Source organism: Rhizohabitans arisaemae, assembly GCF_025996515.1.
GTDB lineage: Bacteria > Actinomycetota > Actinomycetes > Streptosporangiales > Streptosporangiaceae > Rhizohabitans > Rhizohabitans arisaemae.
Map to the genome: position 1 here is coordinate 917,898 of NZ_BLRH01000060.1, position 23,577 is coordinate 941,474.

Below are 23,577 nucleotides of genomic sequence, written 5' to 3' on the forward strand. Positions count from 1 at the left end.
CTACAGGAAGGCGACCTTCACCACGCCGGTCAGCGCCAGCTGGAGCAGGGCCAGCGGCACCAGCCATGCCCAGGCGAGCCGCTGGAGCTGGTCCTCGCGGAGCCGTGGATACGACACCCGCACCCAGATCACGATAAATGCCAAAATAAAGATCTTCACTAGGGTCCAGACCACCCCGGGGAGCAGCGGCCCGTGCCAGCCGCCCAGGAACAGCACCGTGGTCAGGGCGGAGAGAACGACGATCCCGGCGTACTCCGAGAGCATGAACAGGGCGAACCTGATCCCGGTGTACTCGGTGAACGGCCCCATGATGAGCTCGGACTCGGCGATCGGCATGTCGAAGGGCGGCCGGCGCAGCTCGGCCAGGCCCGCGATGAAGAAGACGACCATGCCGATGGCCTGCCAGGGCAGCCACCACCACTGCCAGGCCGAGACGATCCCCGGCAGGGAGAGCGTCCCCGCGGCCATCGCCACGCTGGAGGCCGCCAGGACCAGCGGCAGCTCGTAGGAGGTGAGCTGGGCCGCGGCCCGCATCCCGCCGAGCACCGAGTACTTGTTGCCCGACGACCAGCCGGCCATCACCGCGCCGAGCACCCCGACGCCCATCACCGCCAGGACGAAGAAGAGCCCGGCGTCCAGGTCCCGGCCGACCAGCCCGGGACCGACCGGGATCACCACCAGGACGACCAGGTACGGCACGAGGGCGACGGCGGGGGCGAGGGTGAAGACCCGCCGGTCCGCGGCGGCCGGGACCACGTCCTCCTTCTGCATGAACTTCACGCCGTCGGCGATCAGCTGGGCCCAGCCGTGGAAGCGGCCCGCGTACATCGGGCCCAGTCTGGCCTGCATGTGCGCCATGACCTTGTGCTCGGTCTGCCCGACGATCAGCGGCAGGAGGAGGAACGCGCCGACGATCAGTGCTATCCGGAGAACGAGGTCAAGAGTCATCGCCCCTCCTGGGCCGTGCCGCTCGCTCCGTGGGTTCGGCGGGAGTGCTCCGGCCCCAGTCGGCGGGCACCCCGGGTGGCGTCATCCTGCGTCGGCTCGGGGCGCCGTGCCCGGACTCGCCCGGTTCTTTCGCCCCCGGCCAGGCCTTGGCGACCCGGGCGGCGAGGACGAAGTCCTTGCGGAGCGGGTGACCCTCGAACCCGTCGGGGAGCAGGAGCGGCGCCAGGTCCGGATGGCCTTCGAAGATCACGCCGAACATCTCGTGGGTCTCCCGCTCGTGCCAGTTCGCGCCCCGATAGATCTCGGTGACCGAGTCGAGCCGGGGGTCGGCCTTGGGCACCCTGGTCCGGAGCAGGAGGTGCTCGTGGGCCGTCGGGTCGTACACGTGCGCGACCACGCCGAAGTCGTCGTCCTCGTCGACCCCGGTGAGCCAGTCGAAGAAGGCGAAGCCGAGCTCCCTGGCCAGGCCCACGGCCTCGGCCCAGCGCTCGGGCCCGACGTCGGCGCAGACCTGGCCGAGCGACTCGGTGATCGTGACGTCGTCGCCGAAGCGTTCGGTGAGGGCGTCTCTCATACCGGTGCCTCCGGAGGGTTCAGCGGTGGCCGGAGCAGGGTCTCCCCCGACGGGGAGTGGCTGCGGGCCCAGGTGTAGCGCTCGGGCAGCGACTCCGCGGCGATCTTCTCCTGGAGCCGGATGATCCCGTTCAGCAGTGCCTCGGGGCGAGGCGGGCAGCCGGGGACGTAGACGTCGACGGGGACGATCTGGTCGACGCCCTTGGTGACGCAGTAGGAGTCCCAGTAGGGCCCGCCGGAGTTGGAGCAGGCGCCGAAGGAGATGACGTACTTGGGTTCGGGCATCTGCTCGTACAGGCGCCGTACGGCGGGCGCCATCTTGTCGGAGACCGTGCCGGAGACGACCATGAGGTCGGCCTGCCGAGGCCCGTTGGCGAAGGGGATGACCCCGAATCTGATGAAGTCGTGCCTGCTCATCGAGGTCGCGATGAACTCGATCGCGCAGCACGCGAGGCCGAAGTTGAACACCCAGAGCGAATAGCGTCTGCCCCAGTTGAGGATGAAGCGCATGGGTTTGGGGGCCACCCGGGAGAGTGGGCCCATGCTGGGCATCGGGAGATCGGTCGGCGCCATACCCGCATTCTCGCTCTTCCTAGGCATGCAATCCATCCCACCCCTGACCTGGGCCTTAGGTCCAGGACAGCACTCCCTTGCGCCAGGCGTACAGAATGCCCAGGGCGATGAAGCCGAGGAAGACGAACATCTCCACCAGGGTCGTGAGCCCGAACCCGGGGTCGGCGAAGACCGTCGCCCAGGGGAAGAGGAAGACCGCGTCCACCGCGAACACCACGTAGAGGTAGGTGAAGACGTAGTACCGGACCTGCGTCTGGGCCCAGCCCTCGCCCACCGGGTCGACGCCGCACTCGTAGGTGAGCAGCTTCTCGGCGCTCGGGCGGATCGGGCTCAGCAGCCGGTTGATCGTCAGCGCGCCCACGTAGATCACCACGCCGATGACGATCAAGACGGCGACAACTGCGTAAGAACCGAAATATCCGTCCATGGGCGCCTCCATGTCGTCCCGTCCCGAGGGTAACCCAGCACCCCGAAGTGGGATATCCACCATCCACCACAGAATACAGAGAGTAATCGATCTTAAACCTAGAGAATTCAAAAAATTAGATCTTAGACTCCCAAGGAACCGTAAATAACCATAAATAGGGACATCCCACGTCTAACCTTCACGCATGCCCCGATTCCGCGTCCTCGCCGGCGTGCTCTCCGCATTCCTCGCCTCCGGTTGCGGAAGCGCGGCGTCCTCGGATTCCGGGCAGGCGGGGACCTCGGTGCCGCCCGAGCCCACGATGATCAACACCGTCGACCCGGCCGCGGTCGACGACCTGGCCGTCCGCACGGTCGACGACCGGTCCTCCACCCGGCGGGTCCACGCCGCCTACCCCGCCTTCGGCGACGACCCCGAGCTCACCCGCGAACTCACCCGGCGGGTCCACGATCACGTGGGGAGGTTCCGTACGGGCGATCGCACCACCCCCGCCGAGCTCCTCGTCGCCTGGAAACTGACCGCGTACTCCGAGCGGACCATCGGGGTCCGGCTGCGCACCCGCGAGGTGCGGGAAGAGGGACGTCGTTCCGCCGCCAGAACCGTCTGGTACGACCGGGCGGCCGACCGGACCATCGGCACCGGCGAACTCCTGGCCGGGCCCGACGGGCTCGACCGTCTCACCGAGCTGGTGGAACGGGCGCTGCGCGAGAAGCTCCCGAGCCGGCAGCGGGACCTCGCGCTGCGCGGGCTCGGGCCGGATTCACCGGCGATGGACTCCCTCGCGTTCAGCCGTCAGGGTAACGTGATCGTGGAGTTCGACAACGACCCATCGGTATCCGGGACGGAGAGAAGACTCATGGTGGCCGTGCCGCGGGAAGACGCCGATCCGCTGCTGTCCCCGCTCGGCCGGAGCGCCCGCGACGCCGCCGCGGGTTCCCCGCCGCAGGTCGTGCCGAACCCCGCCGATCGAACCGGGGACACCGACTGCGCGGGAGCGCGGTGTGTGGCGCTCACCTTCGACGACGGGCCCGGACCCCATACCGAGCGGCTGCTCGACACGCTCGCCGAGTGGAACGCCCGGGCCACCTTCTTCGTGCTCGGCAAGAACGCCGAGAAGCGCCCCGAGGTGATCCGCCGGATGCTGGACGAGGGTCATGCGGTGGCCAACCACACCTGGTCCCATCCCAGGCTGACCGAGATCTCCGACGAGCAGGCCGACCGGGAGCTGGCGCGGACCGAGGACGCGCTCGCCCGGGTGACGGGCCACGGCTCGACGATGCTGCGCCCGCCGTACGGCGCCTACGACGACCGGGTCGCCGGGGCCGCGGCGCGCCTCGGGCTCTCGCTCGTGCTGTGGGACGTGGACACGCGGGATTGGGAGAATCCGAGCCCCGGCCCGATCGCCCGCAAGGCGGTGACGCACGCGCAGCCCGGCTCGATCGTCTTGATGCACGACATCCACCGCACCACGGTCGACGCCGTCCCGCACATCCTGCGGCTCCTCACCCGGCAGGACTATCGTCTCGTGACCGTGCCCGAGTTGTACGGCTCCCGCGATCTTCTCCCAGGTCAGACATATCGCTCAAATGTCCCGCCCGCACCGCGTGATCGCAACATCCCCGTCGACGAGTGATCATCAGGCACGACATATAGTGAACCCGTGACCAGAATCGTCCTGTTTTCTCGGCTGCATGTTGACCTATGTCGACAAGCAGCGATGCTGTGTCGCTGACTCCACACCTATGACCGTCGTTGTCATCGGTGTGCCCCGGAGTCCCGAATGGGCCTTACGCCCATAAACCGTCGCCGCCCAAAGGATCTTGGGTAGCTCGCGAGATAGAACGAAGTCAAGTGACTCATTCAATGGCGGTACGCGACAACCCGCGTGGCCCTCAGGGATCTACCATGAGAATCAGGAAGAGCGACCGCGCCTTCCACACTGGGCACGACAACGGGCGCCCTGGCGCGTCGAGGAGGACTGTTCTGTGACGAAACAGGTCCAGCAACTCGATCGCGTGATCATTCGGTTCGCCGGTGACTCCGGCGACGGCATGCAGCTGACCGGTGATCGCTTCACCGCGGAGACCGCGGAGTTCGGCAACGACCTCTCAACCCTCCCCAACTTCCCCGCCGAGATCCGGGCCCCCGCCGGAACCCTCCCCGGGGTGTCGAGTTTTCAGCTCCACTTCGCCGACCACGACATCCTGACGCCGGGTGACGCGCCGAACGTCCTCGTCGCGATGAACCCCGCGGCCCTCAAGGCCAACCTCGCCGACGTGCCGCGCGGAGCGGACATCATCGCGAACACCGACGAGTTCACCAAGCGGAACCTCACCAAGGTCGGGTACTCCGGCAATCCGCTGGAGGACGGCTCGCTCGGCGAGTGGCGGGTGCACGCCGTCCCGCTCACCACCATGACGGTCAAGGCGCTCGAAGGCTTCGACATCTCCAAGAAGGACGCCGAACGCGCCAAGAACATGTTCGCCCTCGGCCTGCTGAGCTGGCTCTACCACCGGCCGACCGAGGCGACGCTGAAATTCCTGGAAGCCAAGTTCGCCAAGAAGCCCGACATCGCCAAGGCGAACATCGCGGCGTTCAACGCGGGCTGGAATTTCGGCGAGACCACCGAGTCGTTCTCGGTCTCCTATGAGATCAAGCCTGCCCGGCTCGCTCCCGGGACTTACCGGAACATTTCCGGGAACATGGCGCTTGCATATGGGCTAATCGCCGCGGCGGAACTCGCGGAGTTGCCGCTTTTCCTGGGTTCCTACCCGATCACCCCGGCTTCCGACATTCTCCATGAATTGTCGAAGCACAAGCGTTTCGGCATCCGCACCTTCCAAGCGGAGGACGAGATCGCCGGAGTGGGCGCCGCCCTGGGCGCGGCCTTCGGCGGGGCCCTCGGCGTCACCACCACCAGCGGTCCCGGGGTCGCCCTCAAGGCCGAGACCGTGGGGCTCGCGGTCACCACCGAGCTCCCCCTGATCGTGGTGGACGTCCAGCGCGCCGGCCCTTCCACCGGCATGCCCACCAAGACCGAGCAGACCGACCTGCTCATGGCGATGTACGGCCGGAACGGCGAATCGCCCGTCCCCGTCGTGGCGCCGATGAGCCCGTCCGACTGCTTCCACGCCGCCATCGAGGCCGCCCGGATCGCGGTCAAGTACCGCACCCCGGTCATGCTTCTCTCCGACGGCTACCTCGCCAACGGCTCCGAGCCGTGGCGGCTGCCCGAGGTGGCGGAGCTGCCCGACCTGCGGGTCGCCTTCGCCACGGAGGCGAACGGGGAAGACGGGACGTTCCTGCCGTTCAAGCGGGACGTCGAGACGCTCGCCCGGCCGTGGGCCGTACCCGGCACCAAGGGTCTGGAGCACCGGATCGGCGGCATCGAGAAGGCCGACGGCACCGGCAACATCTCCTACGACCCGAACAACCACGACCTGATGGTCCGCCTCCGGCAGGCCAAGATCGACGGGATCGCCCAGGACATCCCGCCCCTGGAGGTCGACGACGAGGGCGGGGACGCCCGGGTGCTCGTGCTGGGCTGGGGGTCGACCTATGGGCCGATCGCCGCGGCGGTACGGCGGGTGCGCAAGGCGGGCGGCAAGGTCGCCCAGGCCCACCTGCGCCACCTCAACCCGCTTCCGGCCAACACCGGAGAGGTGCTCCGCTCCTACGACAAGGTGCTCCTCCCCGAGATCAACCTCGGGCAGCTGGCGCTCCTGCTCCGGGCGCGCTTCCTGGTCGATGTGATCAGCTACAACCGGGTCCGCGGTCTGCCGTTCAAGGCCGAGGAGCTCGCGGGGGTCATCCAGGATGTGATCTCCAGTGAGTGAGAGCGTGGCCGGGTCGGAATCGAGGAGAGCCGAAGCGAGGAGCTCAGTGAGTGAGATCGTCAGCGAGGGACGCGGGCTGAGCCTGGTCCCCAGGGCCGAGGGCAAGCAGACCCTCAAGGACTTCAAGTCCGATCAAGAGGTGCGCTGGTGCCCGGGGTGCGGCGACTACGCCATCCTCGCCGCCGTGCAGGGCTTCCTCCCCGAGCTCGGGCTCAAGCGGGAGAACATCGTGTTCGTCTCGGGGATCGGATGTTCCTCCCGGTTCCCGTACTACCTGAACACCTACGGGTTCCACTCGATCCACGGCCGGGCCCCGGCGATCGCCACCGGGCTGGCGGCGTCCCGTCCGGACCTGTCGGTCTGGGTGGTCACCGGTGACGGCGACGCGCTGTCCATCGGCGGTAACCATCTGATCCACGCGCTGCGCCGCAACGTCAACCTCAACATCCTGCTGTTCAACAACCGGATCTACGGGCTGACCAAGGGGCAGTACTCCCCGACGAGCGAGGTCGGGAAGATCACCAAGTCCACTCCGATGGGCTCGCTGGACCGGCCGTTCAACCCGATCTCACTGGCGATCGGGGCGGAGGCGACCTTCGTGGCGCGCACCCTCGACTCCGACCGCAAGCATCTGCAGGGGGTGCTGCGCGAGGCGGTGGCCCACCAGGGCACCTCGCTGGTGGAGATCTACCAGAACTGCAACATCTTCAACGACAACGCCTTCGAGCCGCTCAAGGATCCGGGGATCCGCGACGACATCACCGTCAAGCTGGAGCACGGGAAGCCCATCGTGTTCGGCGCGAACGGGGAGAAGGCGGTACGGCTGACGCGGACCGGCGGGGTGGAGGTCGTGCCGACGGATTCCGTTCCGGCGGAGGAGATCCTGGTGCACGATACGCACGCGACCGACCCCTCGCTCGCGTTCGCGCTCTCCCGGCTCGACGAGCCGGCGTTCGAGCACGTGCCGATCGGGATCTTCCGCCACATCCAGCGGTCCTCCTACGACGAGCTGATGTCGGATCAGCTCGACAACGCGATCGCCAAGAACGGCCGGGGGACGCTGCACGATCTGCTGAACTCGGGGGACACCTGGCGGATCAACTGACCGTCTTCACGTCGCGGGGTGTGAGGTCTTCGGATCTCACACCCCGAGCGCGTTCAGGCTCCGACCTGGTTCAGCATCCGAAGATCCGTACAGAACTCGCGGTACCCACCGGAGTGGAACACCAGCGGTTCCCCTCCGGACCGCTGGTACTCCTCGATGCGCCCGACGAAGATGAGATGGTCGCCCCCGTCGTAGACGGTCACCGTCTGGCAGGCGAAGTGCGCCAGGGTCCCGGTGAGCGCCGGCAGGCCGGTCTCGGTGGGGCGGGTCTCCACCCCGGCGAACTTGTCCGGCATCGGGGTGGCGAAGCGCCGGGACAGGTGCTCCTGATCCGCGGCCAGGACGTTGATCACGAATTGTCCCGCCCCGAGAAACGTGATCGCGCTGGGGGAACGGCCGGACAGACACCACAGGACCAGCGGCGGATCGAGCGAGACCGAGGCGAACGAGTTCACGGTGACCCCGGCCCGGTCTCCGGCGGGTGTGACGGTGGTGACCACCGCCACACCGGTCGCGTACTGCCCCAGGGCTTCACGCAGGGCTTTCACTGCCATCTCCTCAGGCGCCGGCCCGGGCCAGGTAGGCGTGTGCCTTGGCCGGGTCCATGAACCAGTGGTCGAAGTCGGCCGGGTCGTCGAACCCGTTGACGAAGCGGTGGGCGACCTCGGGGATGGCGCCGGCCGCGCCCATGATCTCCAGGACGTGCGGCGGCGGAGGCGCGAGCAGGGCGTTCGTCCAGGCGGTGGCGTGCCGGGCGGTCGCCCAGTAGGTCTCGAACGTCTGCTCCATCCAGGCGGCGTCGAACGGCCCGTCGCCGCGCGCCAGAATCGAGGCCAGGTAGGAGGCGGCGCATTTGGCCGCGTTGTTGGAGCCCTGCCCGGTGATCGGGTCGTTCAGCACGACCACGTCGGCGACCCCGAGGACCGCCGCTCCGGAGGGCAGCGTCGCGACGGGCCTGCGCACGACCGGGGCGAACCTTCCCGCCAGCGTCCCGAGGTCGTCGGTGAGCTCCACCCCGGCGCACCGCTCGGCCTCCCACGGCAGGAAGGTCTTCAGGATGCGCAGGCTGGTGGCCAGGTGCTCGGCCGGGGTGCGGGCATCCGCCCAGCAGTCCATCGGACCTCCGGGGACCCCCTCGAACACCATGATCTCGCAGGGCCCGGTGACGGTCAGCGCGGGGAAGACGAAGTACTCCCCGATCCCGGGGATCAGGTTGAAGCAGACCGCGGAGTGCTCGGGTCGCGGCGTCAGCCCGTTCACATAGGTCAGGGCGAGCGCCCGCTGCGGGGCGGTGTACGGCGAGCGCACGGCGTCCCGCTCGAACAGCGAGGCGATCTCCCCCTTGCCCGCGGCGACCAGCACCAGGTCGTACCGGGTGGCGTACTCCTCCAGGTCGGCGGCCGTGGCGTCGTGGATAACGATCTTCCCGCCGAGCCGCTCCACCTCGTCCATCCAGGCGGGCATCTTCACGCGCTGGTCGACCGAGCGGGCGGGCGTGTCGAGCCTGGCCGCCCAGTCGATGACCTTGCCGCCGTCGGGACCGGGCACCGCGAGCTGAATCCCCTCGATCGGCGGGCAGTCGTCCGCCCACCGGTCGAGGCCGAGCTCCCGCTCGTGGGCGAGAGCCTTGCCGAACATGGCCTGGCTCGACATGACCCGGCCGTCGCGGAGCTGCTCCGGGGTCCGGTTGGAGACGACGGTGACGTCGTAGCCGTTCTGGAGCAGGCCGAGCGCGAGGTGCAGGCCCGCCTGCCCCGCGCCGACGATCAGGATGCTGCGCATGGGGTGACTTCCCTTCGCTGGGTGTGGACTGGGGTTTCTCGGCGCCTGTGGAAAACGGTATGCCGCCGTACCCCAGGCGGACTATCCACTCAGCGCGAATCCCATCCGTCTGGCGCGGGATTTCCCGGGACGGCTCAACGCCCCCGGCGCAGCGTCTCGGAGGGCGCCTGCCCGTACCTCGCCCGGTAGGCGGCGGCGAACCGGCCCTGGTGGAGGAAGCCCCACCGGGCGGCCACCGTGGTCACCGTGCAGCGCGCGGGGTCCCCGGCCACCAGCTCCTCGTGCACCCGGGTCAGGCGCACGTTCCTCAGGTGCGCCATCGGGGTCATCCCCAGGTGGACGCGGAAGCCCTCCTGCAGCGAGCGGCCGCTGATCGCGACGGCTCGGGCGACCTCGTCGGTGGTCAGCGGCAGATGGGCGTGCCCCTCGATGAACTCCACGGCACGCCGTACCACCTTGGGTATCGCGGGTGGCCGAGGGGCGGTCAACCGGCCGGAGTAGTTGGACGGCTGCATGGTGAGCAGGGAGGAGAGCATGGCCTTCTCCAGGTGGGCTACGGCCAGCGGCTGCGCGGCGAGCCCGTCGTCGTACTCCGCCTCGGCCGCGATCAGGTCGGCCATGCCCCGCCAGGCGCGGGCCCAGCCCGCGGTCATGTCCATCCCCAGGTCGAAGACGATCGGCCGGTCGAGCGGTTCGCCGAGCATCTGCTCCAGCGCCCGTTCGACCGCCTCGCGTTCGAATTTGACGATCAGCTGGGGGCAGTCGGCCGCCCAGCGCATGTCCAGATAGCGCGACGGGGACGGAAGTGAGGCCAGGGACGGGGTCGACACGATCTCCTGGTCGCCGCAGCGGATCAGGCTCCGGCCGGCGAGGGGGATCTGCACCAGATAGAAGGTCTCCAGCGGTCCCGGCTCGATGTGGACGTCCGCCGCGTAGTCCAGGTAGCTCAGCCGGACGTCACCGAGCTGGGCGGAGTTGAACCGGGCGGCCAACGTCGAGATGTCACCGGTCAGATCCAGGCGATGGGGACAGAAGACCCGGGCGACCTGTTCCCGGACCTCGTCGAGGTCCACGCTCTCGAAGAGCCGCCGGCCGCGCAGCACCTCCCGCCGCGTCTCAGCCGCGGTCGTCATCGCACGCCCACCTCACCCGTGCCGATCGCCGACGGTTCCGGTCGGGGTGTCCGCACCGTCCTTGACCAGGTGGCCCCGGTACGCCGCCGGGTCCGTGGCGGGCGATCCACCCGGGACCTCCAGCCGGTTCACCACGTTGATCACTTATCAGGGTGACCGAAAAGGGGATGGTTATCAACCCATCCCGAATATCGGGTAATGGCCGAATTCCGCCCCATGTCACGAAATAACTTAAAGCCCTATAGATAGGATTAATCAGGATTTATTATGCATTTTGGGATGACGGAAACCGGGATACCGATCGTCAGGTCAAGGTCGGTACCGCGCCGCCCTCGGCCCAGTCGACCGTGACCCCGGGCAGGCTCCCGGCCCACCGGCCGGTGATCTCGCCGAGGCGCGCGGCCGTCGGGGGCGTGCGGCCCAGGCCGACGGCGTAGCACACCGATCCGGGGCCGGTCGCGAACGGGCGCGGCCAGGCGTGCGCGTCCGGCACTCCGGTCTCCTCCAAGGCGGCGAGCAACTCCAGCATCCGCCCCCTGACCCGGCCGAGCGTCAGGTCCGATTCCTCGGTACGGCCGGCGCTCACGGTGACCACCGCCCAGGCCGCGTGCCGGCGGTGGAGGGGCGGCGGTGCGGACACCTCGGCGGAACCGCCGTTCTCCGTGAGCTCCCACGCCCGGTAGAGCTCCTGGGTGAGCAGGTCCACGCCGCCGGGGGTGACCTGGACGGCGCAGTTGCGCACGGGATCACTCGGCGTCATCACCGTGATCGGGGCCCGTTCCCGCGGGGCGGGGGCGAGGGTGATGGGATCTCGCCAGTCCCAGGCGGCCCACGTGCCGAAGAAGAGGCCCGGCAGGTCGTCGGCGGGGAGGCCGACACTCCGGCGCACGGTGTGCGCGGCCATGACGGCCCAGGCCAGGCCGGGGAGCCCGCCGAACGGGGCCGAGTCCAGGCCGCGGGCCCGCGCCCACGCCTTCACCTGCCCGGCGAGGCGGGCGAAGCGGGCATGGTCGGGACCGACGGCGGTGCGGATCGCGTCCGCGTCACCGACCGCGCTCATGGCGATCGCCGCCACCCGGCCCAGCTCGGCGCGACGGATCAGCGCCTGTTCCGGAGGGAGCGATCCGGTGGCGACCAGGGTCAGGTCCACGTCCAGCTCGGCCAGGCGGAATCGCAGCCCCGGCACCCGGGCGCCGACGACCTGGCGCAGCCTTGCGGCCTCGGGCAGCGCCGCCCGCACCCGGGCTTCGACTTCGGCCATGCCCGTTTCGCCGGGCAGCGCCGCCACCAGGTCCAGGTCCGCGTCCGGGAGTGCGCAGCCCATGCGCCGGGATCCGGCGACGTGCACGACTCCCGGCTTCAGCGCCTCCTGCACCCGCCGGATCACCCGCTCGGCCAGGGTCTCCCGGCCGGACCGCGAATCCCCGGCCGCGGTCTCGGGAAGCCAGCGGATCCCGCCGGTGCCCAAGGTGATCAGCGCACGTGGGCGCATGGGCTCGTCCGCGCGGCGGGACAGCAGCACCAGCTCGCCGACCTGCGTCGTCACCGGATCCAGGCGGATGGCGGCGAGACCTTCCGGATCGTCGGTACGGCCAAGGGTCAGGTGCGGGGTGAAACCCTCCGGTCGTCCCTCGCACCCGGGGAAGCGCCGTTCAAGTGCGTGGCGCAGCCGCGCCCAAGGCGCCGGGGCGCCTGCGGCCGGGTCGAGCCAGACGGTCGAGTCATGACGATGGCGGAAGGCATGTATCCCCTCCAGCCTGGCGGTGAAGGGTTCGACCTCGGCGGCCGCCGCGGCCAGCGACGGCGCCGCCGCCTCGAACATCGATTCCGGGACGAAGCCGAAGAGCAGGTTGACGTGCGGCGGCCATCGGTCGAGCTGGGGATCGTGCTTGCGGCGGACGTCCTGGATCGGCGCCCACAGTTCCCGCGGCGGCACCCACGCCACCGCCGTACGCGCCGTGGCCGGGACGTCGAGCACCCCGCCGGCCTCGTCGGCGGCGACGTTCAGCACCGCTCCCACCCCGTAGTGGTCGGAGATGTACAGCCCCGCGGAGGCAGGCGTGGCGCCGTACAGAGTCGCCGAGCTCGCCCGGGGTCGTCCGCGGAGCAGGACCCGGTCCAGGCGTGCGGCCCGGCCCGACCGTGAGGAGATCGCGGCCAGCGGGTTGGCCTGCGGGTCGTAGGTGGGGGTTCCGTCTGTGCCGTGCACCTCCGTCCAGGCATCCCGGAGGCCGAGCGTCGTGGCGGGGAAGTCGGTGCCGTCGTTGAAGTCGCCCAGCAGGACGAGGTCCCCCTCCACACCCGTCAGTCCCTCGGCGATGCGGGCCAGCTCGCTCCGCCGCTTGGCCGCGCCGTCGGCGGAGTGGTCGCTGGTCAAGTGGGTGACGGCGACGACTAGGGGGCCGGTGCCGGTGTCCACGGTGATGGCGGCCACCGCCTTGTACGGGCTCAGCTTGTGTCTGGCCGCCTCGCGTACGGGCAGCCGGCTCAGCAGCAGGAGGCCAGCGGTGTCGACATCCGGACCGGACGGGTCGGTGCCGAGGGTGTAGCCGTCGCGCACCCAGGGTGCGGCCATCAGCATCGACAGCAGCGCGGGCTCGACCTCCTGGAGCGCGATGACGTCCGCGTCGGCGTCCGCCAAGGCCGCGAGGAGCAGCGGGCGGCGCCGCGCGGTGTCGATGCGGTCGCCGTCGTAGCGGTCCCACAACGTGTTCCAGGTCAGCACGCGCACGGCCGCCGCGGGCGGCCTTCGCGCGGAGCCGGGACGGACCTGTCCGGTGACGGGACGCCAACTGCCGGTCTGGTCCACGGCGTGCGGGGTCCTGGCCGTGAAGAACGGGGGGCGCAGGCGGTGCGCGTCCCGTGCCCGGCCGGCCTCGCAGTCGTCGAGGCGGTCCAGGCCCGTGACGCGGTCCCAGACCAGCTCGCCGTCCGCTTCGATGAACAGCACCCGGTGCCAGGGGATGTCGCCTCCGGGGGTGAAGGCGGGCAGCGACACCCGCTTGGGTACGGCGTTCCGCTGGCCGACCCCAAGGACGAAACGCGCCGGGTCGAACCTCGGGTCCCAGCGGACCCGGTGGTAGATCTCCTCGCTGGTGCGCATCACGCCCCCTCTTCCGAAAGCGCCCCGCACACGTCCTCGACGGTTCCCGACCTCCCGATGTACCAGGTGCGATGCGCTTGGCCGGGATAGGGCGGGACGAACCTGCGCGACTGCGCGGCGAGCACGTGCGACGGCACGGCATGCTCGCGGCGGGCGTTGCGCCGATGCAGTTCCGCCTCCTCCACCAGCACGACCGCATGCGTGGTCAGCGCGTCGCGACGGCGCGCCACGGCGTGCACCAGGGAACGCTGCCGCCGGTTGAGCGAGGTGGCGTCCCACACCACGGTGCCACCCGCCGCCAGCGCGGCGTCGAGCCGGGAAAGGCCTTCGGCGAGCACCTCCTGGTTGGCTCGCTGGTCCGCCCGTGAACCACGGGCCTCGCGCAGGTCGTCCAGCGATATGGACGCGTCGATGCCCGGCAGGCCCGCCGCGAACGTGCTCTTCCCGCTTCCCGGCAGCCCGACCAGGTGCACCAGCCGGGGGAACCGTCCGGATCGCCACCGCCAGGTCGCCGCCACCGCCGCCTCCGCCGTGGCGACGCGCCCGCCGGCCCAGGCGTCGCACGCCTCCGCCCAGCACCGGTCGGCCGCCTCCGCGTCCAGGCCGGCCAGGGCCTCGCGCAGCCCCGCCCGCAGGTGTGCCGGCGGTTCGCGCTCGAGAAGCCCGGCGTCCTCGGCGTGCAGGGCCGACCATGCGACCTGGTCGCGAGCGTGGCCGCCGTTCCCAGCGGGTACGGCCGCCGCGACGGCGTGCAGCACGCCCAGGTCCGCGGCGAACGCCATCCGCGCCAGCCCGGCGCGCCGCTCCTCGTCCGGGTACGACCGGAGCAGCGCCGCGTGCAGGCCGACCAGGTCCGCGACCCGCCGCGCCGGCCGCATGCCCAGCGGTTCGGCCAGACGGGCCGCCAGCCAGGACCGCGGCAGGGAATGCAGCGCGGTGGCCAGGACGCCCTCCAGCCGGGCCTCGCCGAACCGCCCGATCGCATCGAGCGCGGCCGCCACCTCGACCACGGCCGCGGTGGCTCCCGCCAGGCCGTCCTGGGTGAGGAGCCCGCTCGAATGAACGGGGTCCTCGCTCCGGTTCGAGGCGGCGACGCCCACCGCGTCCAACAGGGCGGGCACGCCGGGGTCGGCGCCCGAGCGCACCGACCACAGCGCGGCGGCCGGGGCCAGCCCGTTGGGGACGACGGCGGCGTGCATCCAGTGCGTGCCGGTTCGGACGTGCTGCGGCCGGACCCATTTGGCCACCCGCCCCGCGAACTCCTCCCGCGCGAACCCCGCGGCGGCCCGTACCACGTAGCCTTCGTGGCGCTCGGTGTCCAGCCGCAACGCCCGCAGCGCCCGCTCGTCGAAGACGCCGCGCCACAGCACCGGCGGCACCGGAACCCCCAGCTCCCGCAGGAAGGAGACCGTGCGGTCCCAGTCGAGACAGCGGTCGCCGTCCCAGACCGAGAACCCGTAGAACCAGCTCGCGAGCCCCGGGTAGGCGATGGAGTGCCGCGCGTAGACGTTCTCCCCGCACACCCGCCACCCCGGGGGGATCCTCCCGCCTATCCGCCCCAAAAGGCCCTTGACCCACGCCCGGGAGGGATGATGGGCCGAGTCCCGCGAGCGTGCGTGCATCCCGTCGGGGTACAGCGTGGTGTTCTCCCCGTCGAGCTTCTCGGTGACCACGACCTCGCGCCCCCGAAGCCCGGACAGGTCGCCCGTGCGCACGTCGTCCGAGGTCGCGCCGGGCGACCAGGGCAGGTGCGGGGTCCGCGGGTACTGCACGCGCATGATCCCCTCCACCTGGCGGATCTTCAATGCGCCTCACTGTACAAGTGGGGTGAAAAGCGGATCCATCCAATAAATTCGCACCGTTTGTTGATCATTTGCGACGGCCGACGGCGTTCTCCGCAGAGGGACGGCGCGTCGAAGGTCGCGCTGGGGATGGAGACCGCACACCCCGCCGTCGTTATAGGACTCCTCCTCCAATAACCTCATATATCGGGACAAAGCTCCGTGAATCGTCCCGTTGATCGATCGGTGGGGAGAAGACAGGCGATGGGGGCGGGCGAGAACTCCGTGGAGCTCCGCGACTACCTGGGGATGATCTCGCGGCACCGCGCCTACCTCATTCTGGGCCCGCTGCTCGGGTTGCTCGCCTCGGCCGTCGCGCTCAACCTCGTGCCGCCCGCCTACACCGCCGCCGCCGAGGTCATGGCCCGCAATGTGACCACCCAGCCCTTCGACCCGAGCGGCCCCGGCATCGACCGCACCCTGTCCATGCCGACCGAGCGCCAGGTCGCGATGTCGCAGGACGTCGCGCGGGAGGCCGCCAAAGAGCTCGGACCCGCCTTCTCCGCACGCGGCCTGCGGGAGAACCTCAGCGTGCGGGTGCCCGAATCCACCCGGGTGCTCCGCTTCGAGTTCACCGCCGAAGACCCCGCCGCCGCGGCCGCGGGAGCCAACGCGTTCGCGCAGGCCTACCTGAAGATCCGCGAGCAGACCGTGGTCAGCGACGCCGAAGCCGTCCAGAAGGCGATCACCACCCGGCTGACCGAGCTCGGCACCCGGCTGCGCACGCTCGCCCGGGAGATCGCCGGCAAATCGCCGGAAACCACGACCGCGCTCCGCTCCGAACGGGACCAGCTCAACGCTCAAGCCGGTGAACTGCGCAAACGAGCCGACGCACTCGCCGTCGTGGATACCCGGCCCGGATATCTCACCCAGGCGGCGCAGTCTCCCGAGTACCGTTCCGCCCCCTCGCGCAAGAACTTCCTGGCCGTGGGCGGGGCCGCCGGGCTGCTGCTCGGTCTGATGCTGGCGTTCGCCGTACAGATCCTCGACCGCCGGGTCAGGACCGCCCGCGAACTCGCCGCGGTCCTGGACGCACCCGCACTGGGATCGGTACGGCCCGCGGCCCGCGGTCTCGGGGTGCGCGTGTCCGGACAGCCCGGCCCGGTGGACGAGAAGAGCCTCCGGCTCGCCGCCCGGCTGATCAACCACGGCTTCACCGGCCCCACCCGAACGCTCGCCGTCGTCTCCCCGACACCCCAGGTCGACCTGCCGGGTCTCGCCCTGTCCCTGGGATCGGCGCTCGCCTCGCTCAGCCGGAACGTCCTCGTCCTCGACCCGGCCTCGGACGCGACCCCGCTCCGCTTCCCGGGGGAGCACGCGTCGGCCGTACCGGACGGCTCCGCCGAGCCGGGTACGGCCGACGGCGTGCTCCTCCTGCTCCCGGCCCGTCCCACCGCCGTCGACCTGCTCAAGTACGCGCGCTCGGCGGAGGGTGCGATCGTGGTGGCCGATCCCCGTCGGACCCGCTTCGCCGACGTCGAGGAACTCCGGGAGCTCCTCGCCGAGTTCGGCCTGGACCCCGTCGGCGGCTTGATCCTCAAGCCCGCCGCCCGGAGCGACCGGAAAGCCGACCGCGGGTCCGTACCGGCGAATCCGGTCGAGGAACCGGCTACGGGATAGGGCACACCGTGTCGTACCCCAACCTTGGGAGACCGGGTTGTTCAGCGGAGGCGCAGGTCGTGGGCTCCGACCGGCGAATCCGTATCAAGGCGGACGTCATTTCGCAAGGCAACCTGGGCGGCAAGGCGCCCTGCGCTGCGAACTTCCGGGGCGGCGTACCCGGACATGACGGTCCACCTTAGGCGGAACCGGAGGATTCCTGCGTGACGTCCGTGGCGCATGCCGCCGTCGTGATCGGAACCGCGAGGATCGCAGGCAGCAGGGCATTTCGGCGGGTGCCGACGCGATCTCTCGGTCAGCGGCGACGGCGGTACCAGAAGACCAGGTAACCGATCCCGGCGAGGGCGGCGACGGCGGTAAAGGCGAGGATCCGCAGATCCGCGGCGGTTTCCGAGCCGTCCACCGCCGAGGACGCCGTGGAGCGCGGGCCCGTCTCCTCCGCCGCGGGCGAGGCGGTCGCCTTGCCCGGCGTGGAGACCAGCGGGACCCGCCAGACGGGCTGCTTGGCGCCCTCGGAGCTGATCAGAAGGGCGCGGCCGTCGGCGGAGAAGGCCACCCCCTCCCCCTGGCGCTGGTCGGGGAGCGGGATCTCGGTGGGCGCGTTCTCGAACGCCTTCGCGACGTCGCCCTTGACGACCTTCCACAGGTAGGCGGTCTGCTCGTTTCTGATCACGAGCCGGTCGCCGGACAGGGAGAACGCCGCACCGGTGGCGCGGAAGACCGGGATCTCGGGGACGACCGCGGTGAGTGTGCCGACCTGGTTCGGGGAGAACGCGGGGGCCGCCCAGAGGGTCGTCTTCTGCTCGGCCTTCTCCGTCTTGTTGACCAGGAAGACCTTTCCGGTGCCGGGCTGGACGAGCATGGCCTCGACGTTGTGGGTGACCTCGTCCGGGTACTTCAGCCGCTGAACGGCGACCCCGGTCGCGGCGACCGTCCCGGTCCGGGCCGGGTCGGGCTCGTCGAAACGGATCACCCGGAACTCGCGGCGGGACGGCAGGCCCTGACGGCTTCTGACGTTGTGGGCGTCCCCGGTGTCGGCGAGGTAGATCCTGCGCCGCCCGTCCCGGTCCTTCACGGCCGCGATGTCCTCCCAGTCCTCGTTGCTTCCGGCCGGGAGGTTGATCGTGACGGCGGCCTTGCCGGTGCCGTCGAGGCCCCAGACCTGGTCGAGCCCGCTGCCCGCGTCCCCCAGAGTGAAGATCCGGGATCCGGCGACGGTCAGCCCGCTGGACTGACCGATCCGCGTGTCGGCCGTCGTGAACATGATCGACGGAGGATCCAGGGGGGCCGTGACGACGGGCACCGCCACCAGCAAAAGCCCGCCAACTCTTCGCAAGACACCCCACATAGCGCAATAGCCTACACATAGGTATAAATGCGGCAAATGCCAAGTAAACTCCACTTCGGCAGGTCGAAGCCGGGTTGGTGGATCAAGGAGCGGGTCGTGCAGAGCGTCAGCGTCGTCATCGCCACCCGTGACCGGCTCCCCCTCCTGCGCCGCGCGGCCCGGGCCGTCCTCGGGCAGGACCACCCGGGACACGTCCAGCTCGTCGTCGTCTTCGACCAATCGGAGCCGGAGGAGCTCGGCCTCACCGGCTGCGGACACGACGGGGCCGCGCACTGCCGTACCGGCTGCCGATCCGTGACGATCGTGCGCAACGGCAACACCCCCGGGCTGGCCGGGGCCAGAAACGCCGGAATCGCCGCGGCGACCGGGGACTATGTGGCGTTCTGCGATGACGACGACGAGTGGCGGGCGGACAAACTCCGGCTCCAGCTCGCCGGCTCACCGGCCGCCGTCGCCTCCGGGATCGAGATCGTCTCCGGCGGCCAGGTCACCCGCAGGCTCGTGCCGTACGCGGCGGTGACCCACCGCCACCTGCTGCGGGACCGGGTGATGGAACTGCACCCCTCCACGCTCGTGGTGCGCAGGGACCTGCTCGACCGGTCCGGGCCGGTGGACGAGGCACTGCCGGGGAGCTATGCCGAGGATTACGACCTCCTGCTGAGGATCGCCCGGATCACCCCTGTTGTGTGCGTCCCCGAGGCGCTGGTCAAGGTGTACTGGGGTGGTTCGTTCTTCGCCGACCGGTTCGCCGTGATCGCCGACGCCCTCGCGTACCTCATCGGCAAGCACCCCGAGTTCGCCTCGGAGCCCGCCGGGCTCGCCCGGCTCCAGGGGCAGGTCGCGTTCTACCGCGCCGCGAGCGGCGACCACCGGGCCGCCCGGCGCTGGGCCCTGCGGGCGCTGCGCGGCAACCGGTGGGAACCGCGGGCCTACCTCGCCCTCGCCGTCGGGCTGCGGCTGATCAGCGCACGCCGTACCCTCCGGCTGCTCAACGCCCGCGGGCGCGGAGTCTGAGGAATGCGGTCCCGGGACCTGCCGCTCTGGCCGCTTTATGCGCTTTTCGCGGGATTTCCCCTCTGGTGGGTGCTCGGCCTCGGGGCGTTCTCCCCCCTGCTGTGCAGCCTGCCGATGGCCGCCGCGCTGGTGATCCGCGGTCGCATCCGCGCGCCCCGGGGCTTCGGCCTCTGGCTGCTCTTCCTGGTCATGATGCTGATCGCCGCGACCCAGCTGGACACCGCCGGACGCCTGGCCGGATTCGCCTTCCGGTCCGCGACCTACCTCGGGGCCACGGTCGTCTTCCTCTACGTCTACAACTGCTCCCGGGACCGGCTGCCGATCAGGCGGGTGGCCGGACTCGCCGTGATCCTCTGGGTCTGGGTGGTGCTGGGCGGATATCTCGGCTACCTCGTTCCGTACGGCGAGCTCTCCACTCCGCTGGAGCGGGTCCTGCCCGAGTCGCTGCTCTCCAACGAGTACGTCCGGCAACTCGTGCATCCCACGTTCGCCGAGATCCAGGCCCCCTGGGGATCGCCCCAGGTCTTCGAACGCCCGAGCGCGCCTTTCCCCTACACCAACGCCTGGGGCAGCCACTACGCGCTGCTGATGCCGTTCGTCTTCATGATCCTTTTCTCCGAGGGCTCGCGTCGCTTGAAGATCGGGATCGGCTTACTGGCGGTCGCCTCCCTGGTCCCCGCCTTCGCCACCCTCAACCGCGGCATGATCCTCGCGCTCTCCGCCGGGCTGGTCTACGCCGCGCTCCGCTTCGCCGCCCGAGGCCGTAAAGGGCTGCTCGCCGGACTGGCCGGTGCGCTGATCGTCGCCGCGGTCGCCGCGTCCACCACCGGGGTGCTGGACACCATCGGCACCAGAACCGACTACAGCACCACGAACGTGGGCAGGCAGACCGTCTACCTGGAGGCGTTCCGCGGCGCCCTGGAGTCCCCGGTACTCGGCCACGGCGCCCCCCGGCCCTCGGAAACCCTGGGCATCTCGGTCGGCACCCAGGGCCACTTCTGGAACCTGATGTTCTCGTACGGGTTCCCGGCGTTGATCCTGTTCTGTCTCGCACTCTGGGGGCTCGCCTGGCGAACCCGCAGACCCCGCTCCGACGCGCTCCTCTGGCCGCACGTCGCCCTGGTGATGGCCTCCTTCATGATCTTCTATTACGGCTTCGACGGCGGACTGCAGCTCGTCATCCTGCTCACCGGCGCCGCCGCCGCACTCCGGGAGCCACTCGCATGACCGCCGCGCTCAAGGAGTTCGCCCGCGGCGGGATGATCGGGCTCGCCGGGTCGATCGTCGCCGCCGTCGCCGGCTTCGCCCTCACCGTCACCGTCGCCCGAGTCCTCGGCCCGGCCGGCGCCGGCGTCTTCTTCGTCGTCGTCGCCCTCATCGCGATCCTCACCGAAGTCACCGAACTCGGCGCCGACACCGGCCTGGTCCGACTGACCGCCCGGTTCCGCGCGCTCAACCGGGTGGCCGACCTGCGGCGGGTGTTCGCCGTGGCGTTCATCCCGGTCGGGGTGATCAGCTTCCTTGTGGCGGCGCTGCTGTACGGCTTCGCGCCGTGGGTCGCCGGCGTCTTCGCGGGCGGTCAGGCGGACGCCGTGCTCCTGCTGCACATCGCCGCGCCCTTCCTCGCCGTCGCCGCCGCGCGCAACCTCGCCCTCGCCGGCACCCGTGGCCTGGGCAGCGTCACCGCGTACACGCTGATCGGCAACGTCGCCATGCCCGCGCTCCGCCCGCTGCTGGTCCTGGCCGTGTTCGCCCTCGGCTACGGCGCGGGCGCGGTCATGCTCGCCTGGTCGATCCCCGGAGTCCTCGCCTTCCTCGCCGCCGCCTTCGTCCTCCGCCGACTCCTCCTCCGCCGGGAACACGCCGACCCCACGGCGCCACCGCGAACCGGCCCAACCCCGGAAGATTCGGGTACGGCCTCAGGCGGCGAACCCGCCACAGGTCGTACACCGTCCACAGGCTGGGGAAAAACGCCACAGCTCGGCCTCGCCTCCAATCACACACGGCCCGCCACAGGCCATACCGACCCTGGAGTTGTGCCCTGCGAGCCGCGCAACAGCTCAACCCCGGGAGACTCGGGTACGGCTTCAGGCGGCGAGCCGCCCACAGGCCGTACGGCATCCACAGGCTGGGGAAAAGCGCCCGCAGGCCGTACCACGCCTGCCGTGAATCCGCCGTCTCACGCTTCGCCGAGTGCGACAGAACCCGAAAGATCCGGTACGGCCACCGGAGGCCGTACCTCGTGGGGGGCGACGGCGCGGGAGTTCTGGGGGTTCGCGGGGCCGCGCGGGGTGGCCTCGGTGCTGGAGATCGCGATCGTCCAGGTGGGTGTGCTCCTCGCAGGGGCCATGCTGACCAGCCACGACGCGGGGATCTACGCGACCGCGAGCCGGTTCGTGACCACCGGGACGCTGGTGCTCGCCGCGACCCGGATCGCGATCGCGCCGCAGATCTCGGCCATGCTCGCCCGGGGGGAGCGCGCCGAGGCACAAAGGCTCAACGCCGTCGCCACCGGCTGGGTGGTCGCCGCCTCCTGGCCGCTCTACCTGAGCCTCGCGGTGTTCGGGCCGTTCGTGTTGACGCTCTTCGGCGAGGATTTCACCGGCGGTGCCGTCCCGCTGGCGATCCTCGCCCTCGGCATGCTGGGCGTCCTGGCCGCCGGAAACGTCCAGACGGTCCTGCTCATGGGCGGTAAGAGCTCGTGGAGCTTACTGAACAAGGTCGTCGCCCTCACCGTCTGCGTCGCCGCGCATCTGATCCTGCTCCCCGCGTACGGGCTGATCGGCGCGGCCGTCGCCTGGGCGATCACCATGCTGGTCGACACCGCGCTCGCCGCCGTACAGGTCCGCATGCTGCTCGGACTCCGGCTCGGCCTGCGCGGGCCCGCGGTCGCCGCGCTCTGGGCGCTGCTCTGGTTCGGCGGCGCCGGGCTCGTCGTGCGGTCCGTCCTCGGGGCGAACGCCGGGAGTTTCGCCCTCTATCTGCTTGTCGCGTGCGCCGGGTACGGCTTCGCGCTCTGGCGCCTGCGCGCCCGCCTCCACCTCGACGTCCTGCTGAGGAGCCACCGGTGAACACCCTCAACCGTTACAAGGATCACGCCCCACGCTGGGCGAAAGACCTGGCCAACGCCGCGACCCGCGCCTACGGCATCCGCACCGCCGCACGCCGGCACCTCCCCGACTTCCTGGTCATCGGCACCAAACGCGGGGGCAGCACCTCAATGTGGAACTACCTCACCCAGCACCCGCTGGTGATGCCGATGTTCCCGGCGTCCCGTGGCCTCAAGAGCCCCTGGTACTTCTCCGTCAACCTCGCCAAAGGCGACAACTGGTACCGCTCGCACTTCGCCACCGAACGGGAGATCGAAGCGGTGGCCGCACGCCACGGCCACCGGCCGCTTACCGGCGAGGCGTGCCCGTACTACCTGTACGACCCGCGGATCCCCGCCCTGGTCCGGGAACGGATGCCCGCCGTGAAACTGGTCGTGCTCCTGCGCGACCCGGTGAAACGGGCCTACTCCCACTACTGGGAAGCCGTCGGCAAAGGGGTCGAGCCCCTGACCTTCGAGGAGGCGCTCGCCGAAGAGTTCGACCGGCTACGCGGCGAACCCGAGCGGATGGCACTCGACCCGCACTACCACAGCCTGCCCCACGACTACCTGAGCTACCGCGACCGCGGCATCTACCGGCCGCAGCTGGAGCAGTGGTTCGCGCTCTTCCCCCGCGACCGGTTCCTCATCATGTCCGCCGAATCCCTGTACGCCGACGAACAGGCCGGCTTCGACCGGGTGACCGACTTCCTCGGCCTCCCCCGCCACCGCCTGACCACCGTCGAACGGCACAACCGTCTCCCCGCCCCGCCCATGGCCGAAGCCACCCGGGTACGCCTCACCGACTTCTACCGCTCCCACAACCGCGAGCTCTACACCCTCCTCGGCGAAGACTTCGGCTGGCCCGCCTGACCGGTCCGGACGTGGCGCGATCGGCCGTACGGCGATCGGGTTCCCTGCCGGAAGCGGAGACCGAGCTCCGGCAACCGGGTGCCGATCAATACTCATCTCCGAGATCACCTCAGGCGGTAACGGCGCTTGTGGCCTGAATGTCGACAAGGAGTCTTGATCGCAATCTTCATTCGGTTCAGGACGAGTGGAGTCACTTACCCGGCTCCGACCTGTGGCTCACCTAAGATCCTCCAGCATGTCGGGATGCGCTATGTTTGGGCTCTTATTGGCAATAAGTGCCTTTTAGTGCGTCATGGGTGGTTTGGGAGTGGGC

Annotated in this window: 19 protein-coding genes; 8 read left to right on the top strand and 11 right to left on the bottom strand. The window is 70.2% G+C overall.

All coding sequences use genetic code 11. The features are described 5' to 3' along the window. From nuoH to RUR_RS32700, 4 genes are read right to left on the bottom strand one after another with little or no spacing between them, the layout of a single operon-like run. Entirely contained in the window at positions 1–948 is a 948-nt protein-coding gene (gene nuoH, locus RUR_RS32685) for an NADH-quinone oxidoreductase subunit NuoH (protein ID WP_283139081.1), read from the bottom strand. After that, positions 938–1,522: an NADH-quinone oxidoreductase subunit C gene (locus RUR_RS32690; protein WP_283139082.1), complete on the bottom strand. Its 585-nt coding sequence runs from the start codon at positions 1,520–1,522 to the stop codon at positions 938–940. Before RUR_RS32690 ends, nuoH begins: the two co-directional genes overlap by 11 nt. Beyond that, positions 1,519–2,094 (bottom strand): NADH-quinone oxidoreductase subunit B, encoded by a 576-nt coding sequence (locus tag RUR_RS32695; protein WP_428847039.1) that lies wholly within the window; start codon positions 2,092–2,094, stop codon positions 1,519–1,521. The genes RUR_RS32690 and RUR_RS32695 overlap by 4 nt, the downstream gene beginning before the upstream one ends. A gap of 55 nt (positions 2,095–2,149) precedes the next feature. Continuing rightward, positions 2,150–2,521, bottom strand: coding sequence for an NADH-quinone oxidoreductase subunit A (locus RUR_RS32700; RefSeq protein ID WP_283139083.1), 372 nt, complete (start codon positions 2,519–2,521; stop codon positions 2,150–2,152). A gap of 184 nt (positions 2,522–2,705) precedes the next feature. Between RUR_RS32700 and RUR_RS32705 the strand changes: the two genes are divergently transcribed. From RUR_RS32705 to RUR_RS32715, 3 genes are all read left to right on the top strand, one after another. Beyond that, a complete protein-coding gene (locus tag RUR_RS32705) occupies positions 2,706–4,154 on the top strand; it encodes a polysaccharide deacetylase family protein (RefSeq protein ID WP_283139084.1) in 1,449 nt (482 codons plus the stop codon). A 352-nt stretch (positions 4,155–4,506) separates the two neighbouring features. Next, on the top strand, positions 4,507–6,357 hold the full coding sequence (locus tag RUR_RS32710) for a 2-oxoacid:acceptor oxidoreductase subunit alpha (protein ID WP_283139085.1): 1,851 nt from the start codon (positions 4,507–4,509) through the stop codon (positions 6,355–6,357). Positions 6,358–6,403: 46 nt separating this feature from the next. After that, positions 6,404–7,462, top strand: a complete 1,059-nt coding sequence (locus tag RUR_RS32715) for a 2-oxoacid:ferredoxin oxidoreductase subunit beta (protein ID WP_283139086.1) — start codon at positions 6,404–6,406, stop codon at positions 7,460–7,462. A 53-nt stretch (positions 7,463–7,515) separates the two neighbouring features. Here the strand turns inward: RUR_RS32715 and RUR_RS32720 are convergent, their stop codons facing one another. From RUR_RS32720 to RUR_RS32745, 6 genes are all read right to left on the bottom strand, one after another. Beyond that, complete coding sequence (locus RUR_RS32720) at positions 7,516–8,016, bottom strand: flavin reductase family protein (protein ID WP_428847040.1); 501 nt, start codon at positions 8,014–8,016, stop codon at positions 7,516–7,518. A gap of 4 nt (positions 8,017–8,020) precedes the next feature. Continuing rightward, the gene (locus tag RUR_RS32725; protein ID WP_283139088.1) at positions 8,021–9,244 is read right to left on the bottom strand and encodes a styrene monooxygenase/indole monooxygenase family protein; all 1,224 of its coding nucleotides are present in this window, start codon (positions 9,242–9,244) and stop codon (positions 8,021–8,023) included. Positions 9,245–9,378: 134 nt separating this feature from the next. After that, a complete protein-coding gene (locus RUR_RS32730; protein WP_283139089.1) occupies positions 9,379–10,377 on the bottom strand; it encodes an AraC family transcriptional regulator in 999 nt (332 codons plus the stop codon). 12 nt (positions 10,378–10,389) lie between these two features. Then, entirely contained in the window at positions 10,390–10,521 is a 132-nt protein-coding gene (locus tag RUR_RS32735) for a hypothetical protein (RefSeq protein ID WP_283139090.1), read from the bottom strand. A gap of 160 nt (positions 10,522–10,681) precedes the next feature. Next, the gene (locus RUR_RS32740; protein WP_283139091.1) at positions 10,682–13,480 is read right to left on the bottom strand and encodes an RNA repair domain-containing protein; all 2,799 of its coding nucleotides are present in this window, start codon (positions 13,478–13,480) and stop codon (positions 10,682–10,684) included. After that, a complete protein-coding gene (locus RUR_RS32745; RefSeq protein WP_283139092.1) occupies positions 13,480–15,285 on the bottom strand; it encodes an RNA ligase family protein in 1,806 nt (601 codons plus the stop codon). The genes RUR_RS32740 and RUR_RS32745 overlap by 1 nt, the downstream gene beginning before the upstream one ends. A gap of 240 nt (positions 15,286–15,525) precedes the next feature. Between RUR_RS32745 and RUR_RS32750 the strand changes: the two genes are divergently transcribed. Beyond that, positions 15,526–16,941: a hypothetical protein gene (locus RUR_RS32750; RefSeq protein ID WP_283139093.1), complete on the top strand. Its 1,416-nt coding sequence runs from the start codon at positions 15,526–15,528 to the stop codon at positions 16,939–16,941. A gap of 295 nt (positions 16,942–17,236) precedes the next feature. Here RUR_RS32750 and RUR_RS32755 read toward each other — a convergent pair whose 3' ends face one another. Then, complete coding sequence (locus RUR_RS32755) at positions 17,237–18,244, bottom strand: hypothetical protein (protein ID WP_283139094.1); 1,008 nt, start codon at positions 18,242–18,244, stop codon at positions 17,237–17,239. 81 nt (positions 18,245–18,325) lie between these two features. Here RUR_RS32755 and RUR_RS32760 point away from each other — a divergent pair, with 81 nt between their 5' ends. The 4 genes from RUR_RS32760 to RUR_RS32775 are packed head-to-tail and all read left to right on the top strand — an operon-like array spanning position 18,326 to position 23,264. After that, positions 18,326–19,303 carry a glycosyltransferase family 2 protein gene (locus RUR_RS32760; RefSeq protein WP_283139095.1) on the top strand — a complete coding sequence of 326 codons (978 nt, stop codon included), beginning with the start codon at positions 18,326–18,328 and terminating at the stop codon, positions 19,301–19,303. A gap of 3 nt (positions 19,304–19,306) precedes the next feature. After that, positions 19,307–20,530, top strand: a complete 1,224-nt coding sequence (locus RUR_RS32765; RefSeq protein WP_283139096.1) for an O-antigen ligase family protein — start codon at positions 19,307–19,309, stop codon at positions 20,528–20,530. Next, on the top strand, positions 20,527–22,374 hold the full coding sequence (locus tag RUR_RS32770) for an MATE family efflux transporter (protein WP_283139097.1): 1,848 nt from the start codon (positions 20,527–20,529) through the stop codon (positions 22,372–22,374). The genes RUR_RS32765 and RUR_RS32770 overlap by 4 nt, the downstream gene beginning before the upstream one ends. Further along, on the top strand, positions 22,371–23,264 hold the full coding sequence (locus RUR_RS32775) for a sulfotransferase domain-containing protein (RefSeq protein ID WP_283139098.1): 894 nt from the start codon (positions 22,371–22,373) through the stop codon (positions 23,262–23,264). Before RUR_RS32770 ends, RUR_RS32775 begins: the two co-directional genes overlap by 4 nt. The last annotated feature ends 313 nt before the right edge of the window (positions 23,265–23,577 follow it).

Bases quoted from the DNA above. Each gene is read 5' to 3' on its own strand.
- nuoH (WP_283139081.1), bottom strand. From the start codon at position 948: ATGACTCTTGACCTCGTTCTCCGGATAGCACTGATCGTCGGCGCGTTC.
- RUR_RS32690 (WP_283139082.1), bottom strand. From the start codon at position 1,522: ATGAGAGACGCCCTCACCGAACGCTTCGGCGACGACGTCACGATCACC.
- RUR_RS32695 (WP_428847039.1), bottom strand. From the start codon at position 2,094: ATGGCGCCGACCGATCTCCCGATGCCCAGCATGGGCCCACTCTCCCGG.
- RUR_RS32700 (WP_283139083.1), bottom strand. From the start codon at position 2,521: ATGGACGGATATTTCGGTTCTTACGCAGTTGTCGCCGTCTTGATCGTC.
- RUR_RS32705 (WP_283139084.1), top strand. From the start codon at position 2,706: ATGCCCCGATTCCGCGTCCTCGCCGGCGTGCTCTCCGCATTCCTCGCC.
- RUR_RS32720 (WP_428847040.1), bottom strand. From the start codon at position 8,016: ATGGCAGTGAAAGCCCTGCGTGAAGCCCTGGGGCAGTACGCGACCGGT.
- RUR_RS32725 (WP_283139088.1), bottom strand. From the start codon at position 9,244: ATGCGCAGCATCCTGATCGTCGGCGCGGGGCAGGCGGGCCTGCACCTC.
- RUR_RS32730 (WP_283139089.1), bottom strand. From the start codon at position 10,377: ATGACGACCGCGGCTGAGACGCGGCGGGAGGTGCTGCGCGGCCGGCGG.
- RUR_RS32740 (WP_283139091.1), bottom strand. From the start codon at position 13,480: ATGCGCACCAGCGAGGAGATCTACCACCGGGTCCGCTGGGACCCGAGG.
- RUR_RS32750 (WP_283139093.1), top strand. From the start codon at position 15,526: ATGGGGGCGGGCGAGAACTCCGTGGAGCTCCGCGACTACCTGGGGATG.
- RUR_RS32760 (WP_283139095.1), top strand. From the start codon at position 18,326: ATGCCAAGTAAACTCCACTTCGGCAGGTCGAAGCCGGGTTGGTGGATC.
- RUR_RS32765 (WP_283139096.1), top strand. From the start codon at position 19,307: ATGCGGTCCCGGGACCTGCCGCTCTGGCCGCTTTATGCGCTTTTCGCG.
- RUR_RS32770 (WP_283139097.1), top strand. From the start codon at position 20,527: ATGACCGCCGCGCTCAAGGAGTTCGCCCGCGGCGGGATGATCGGGCTC.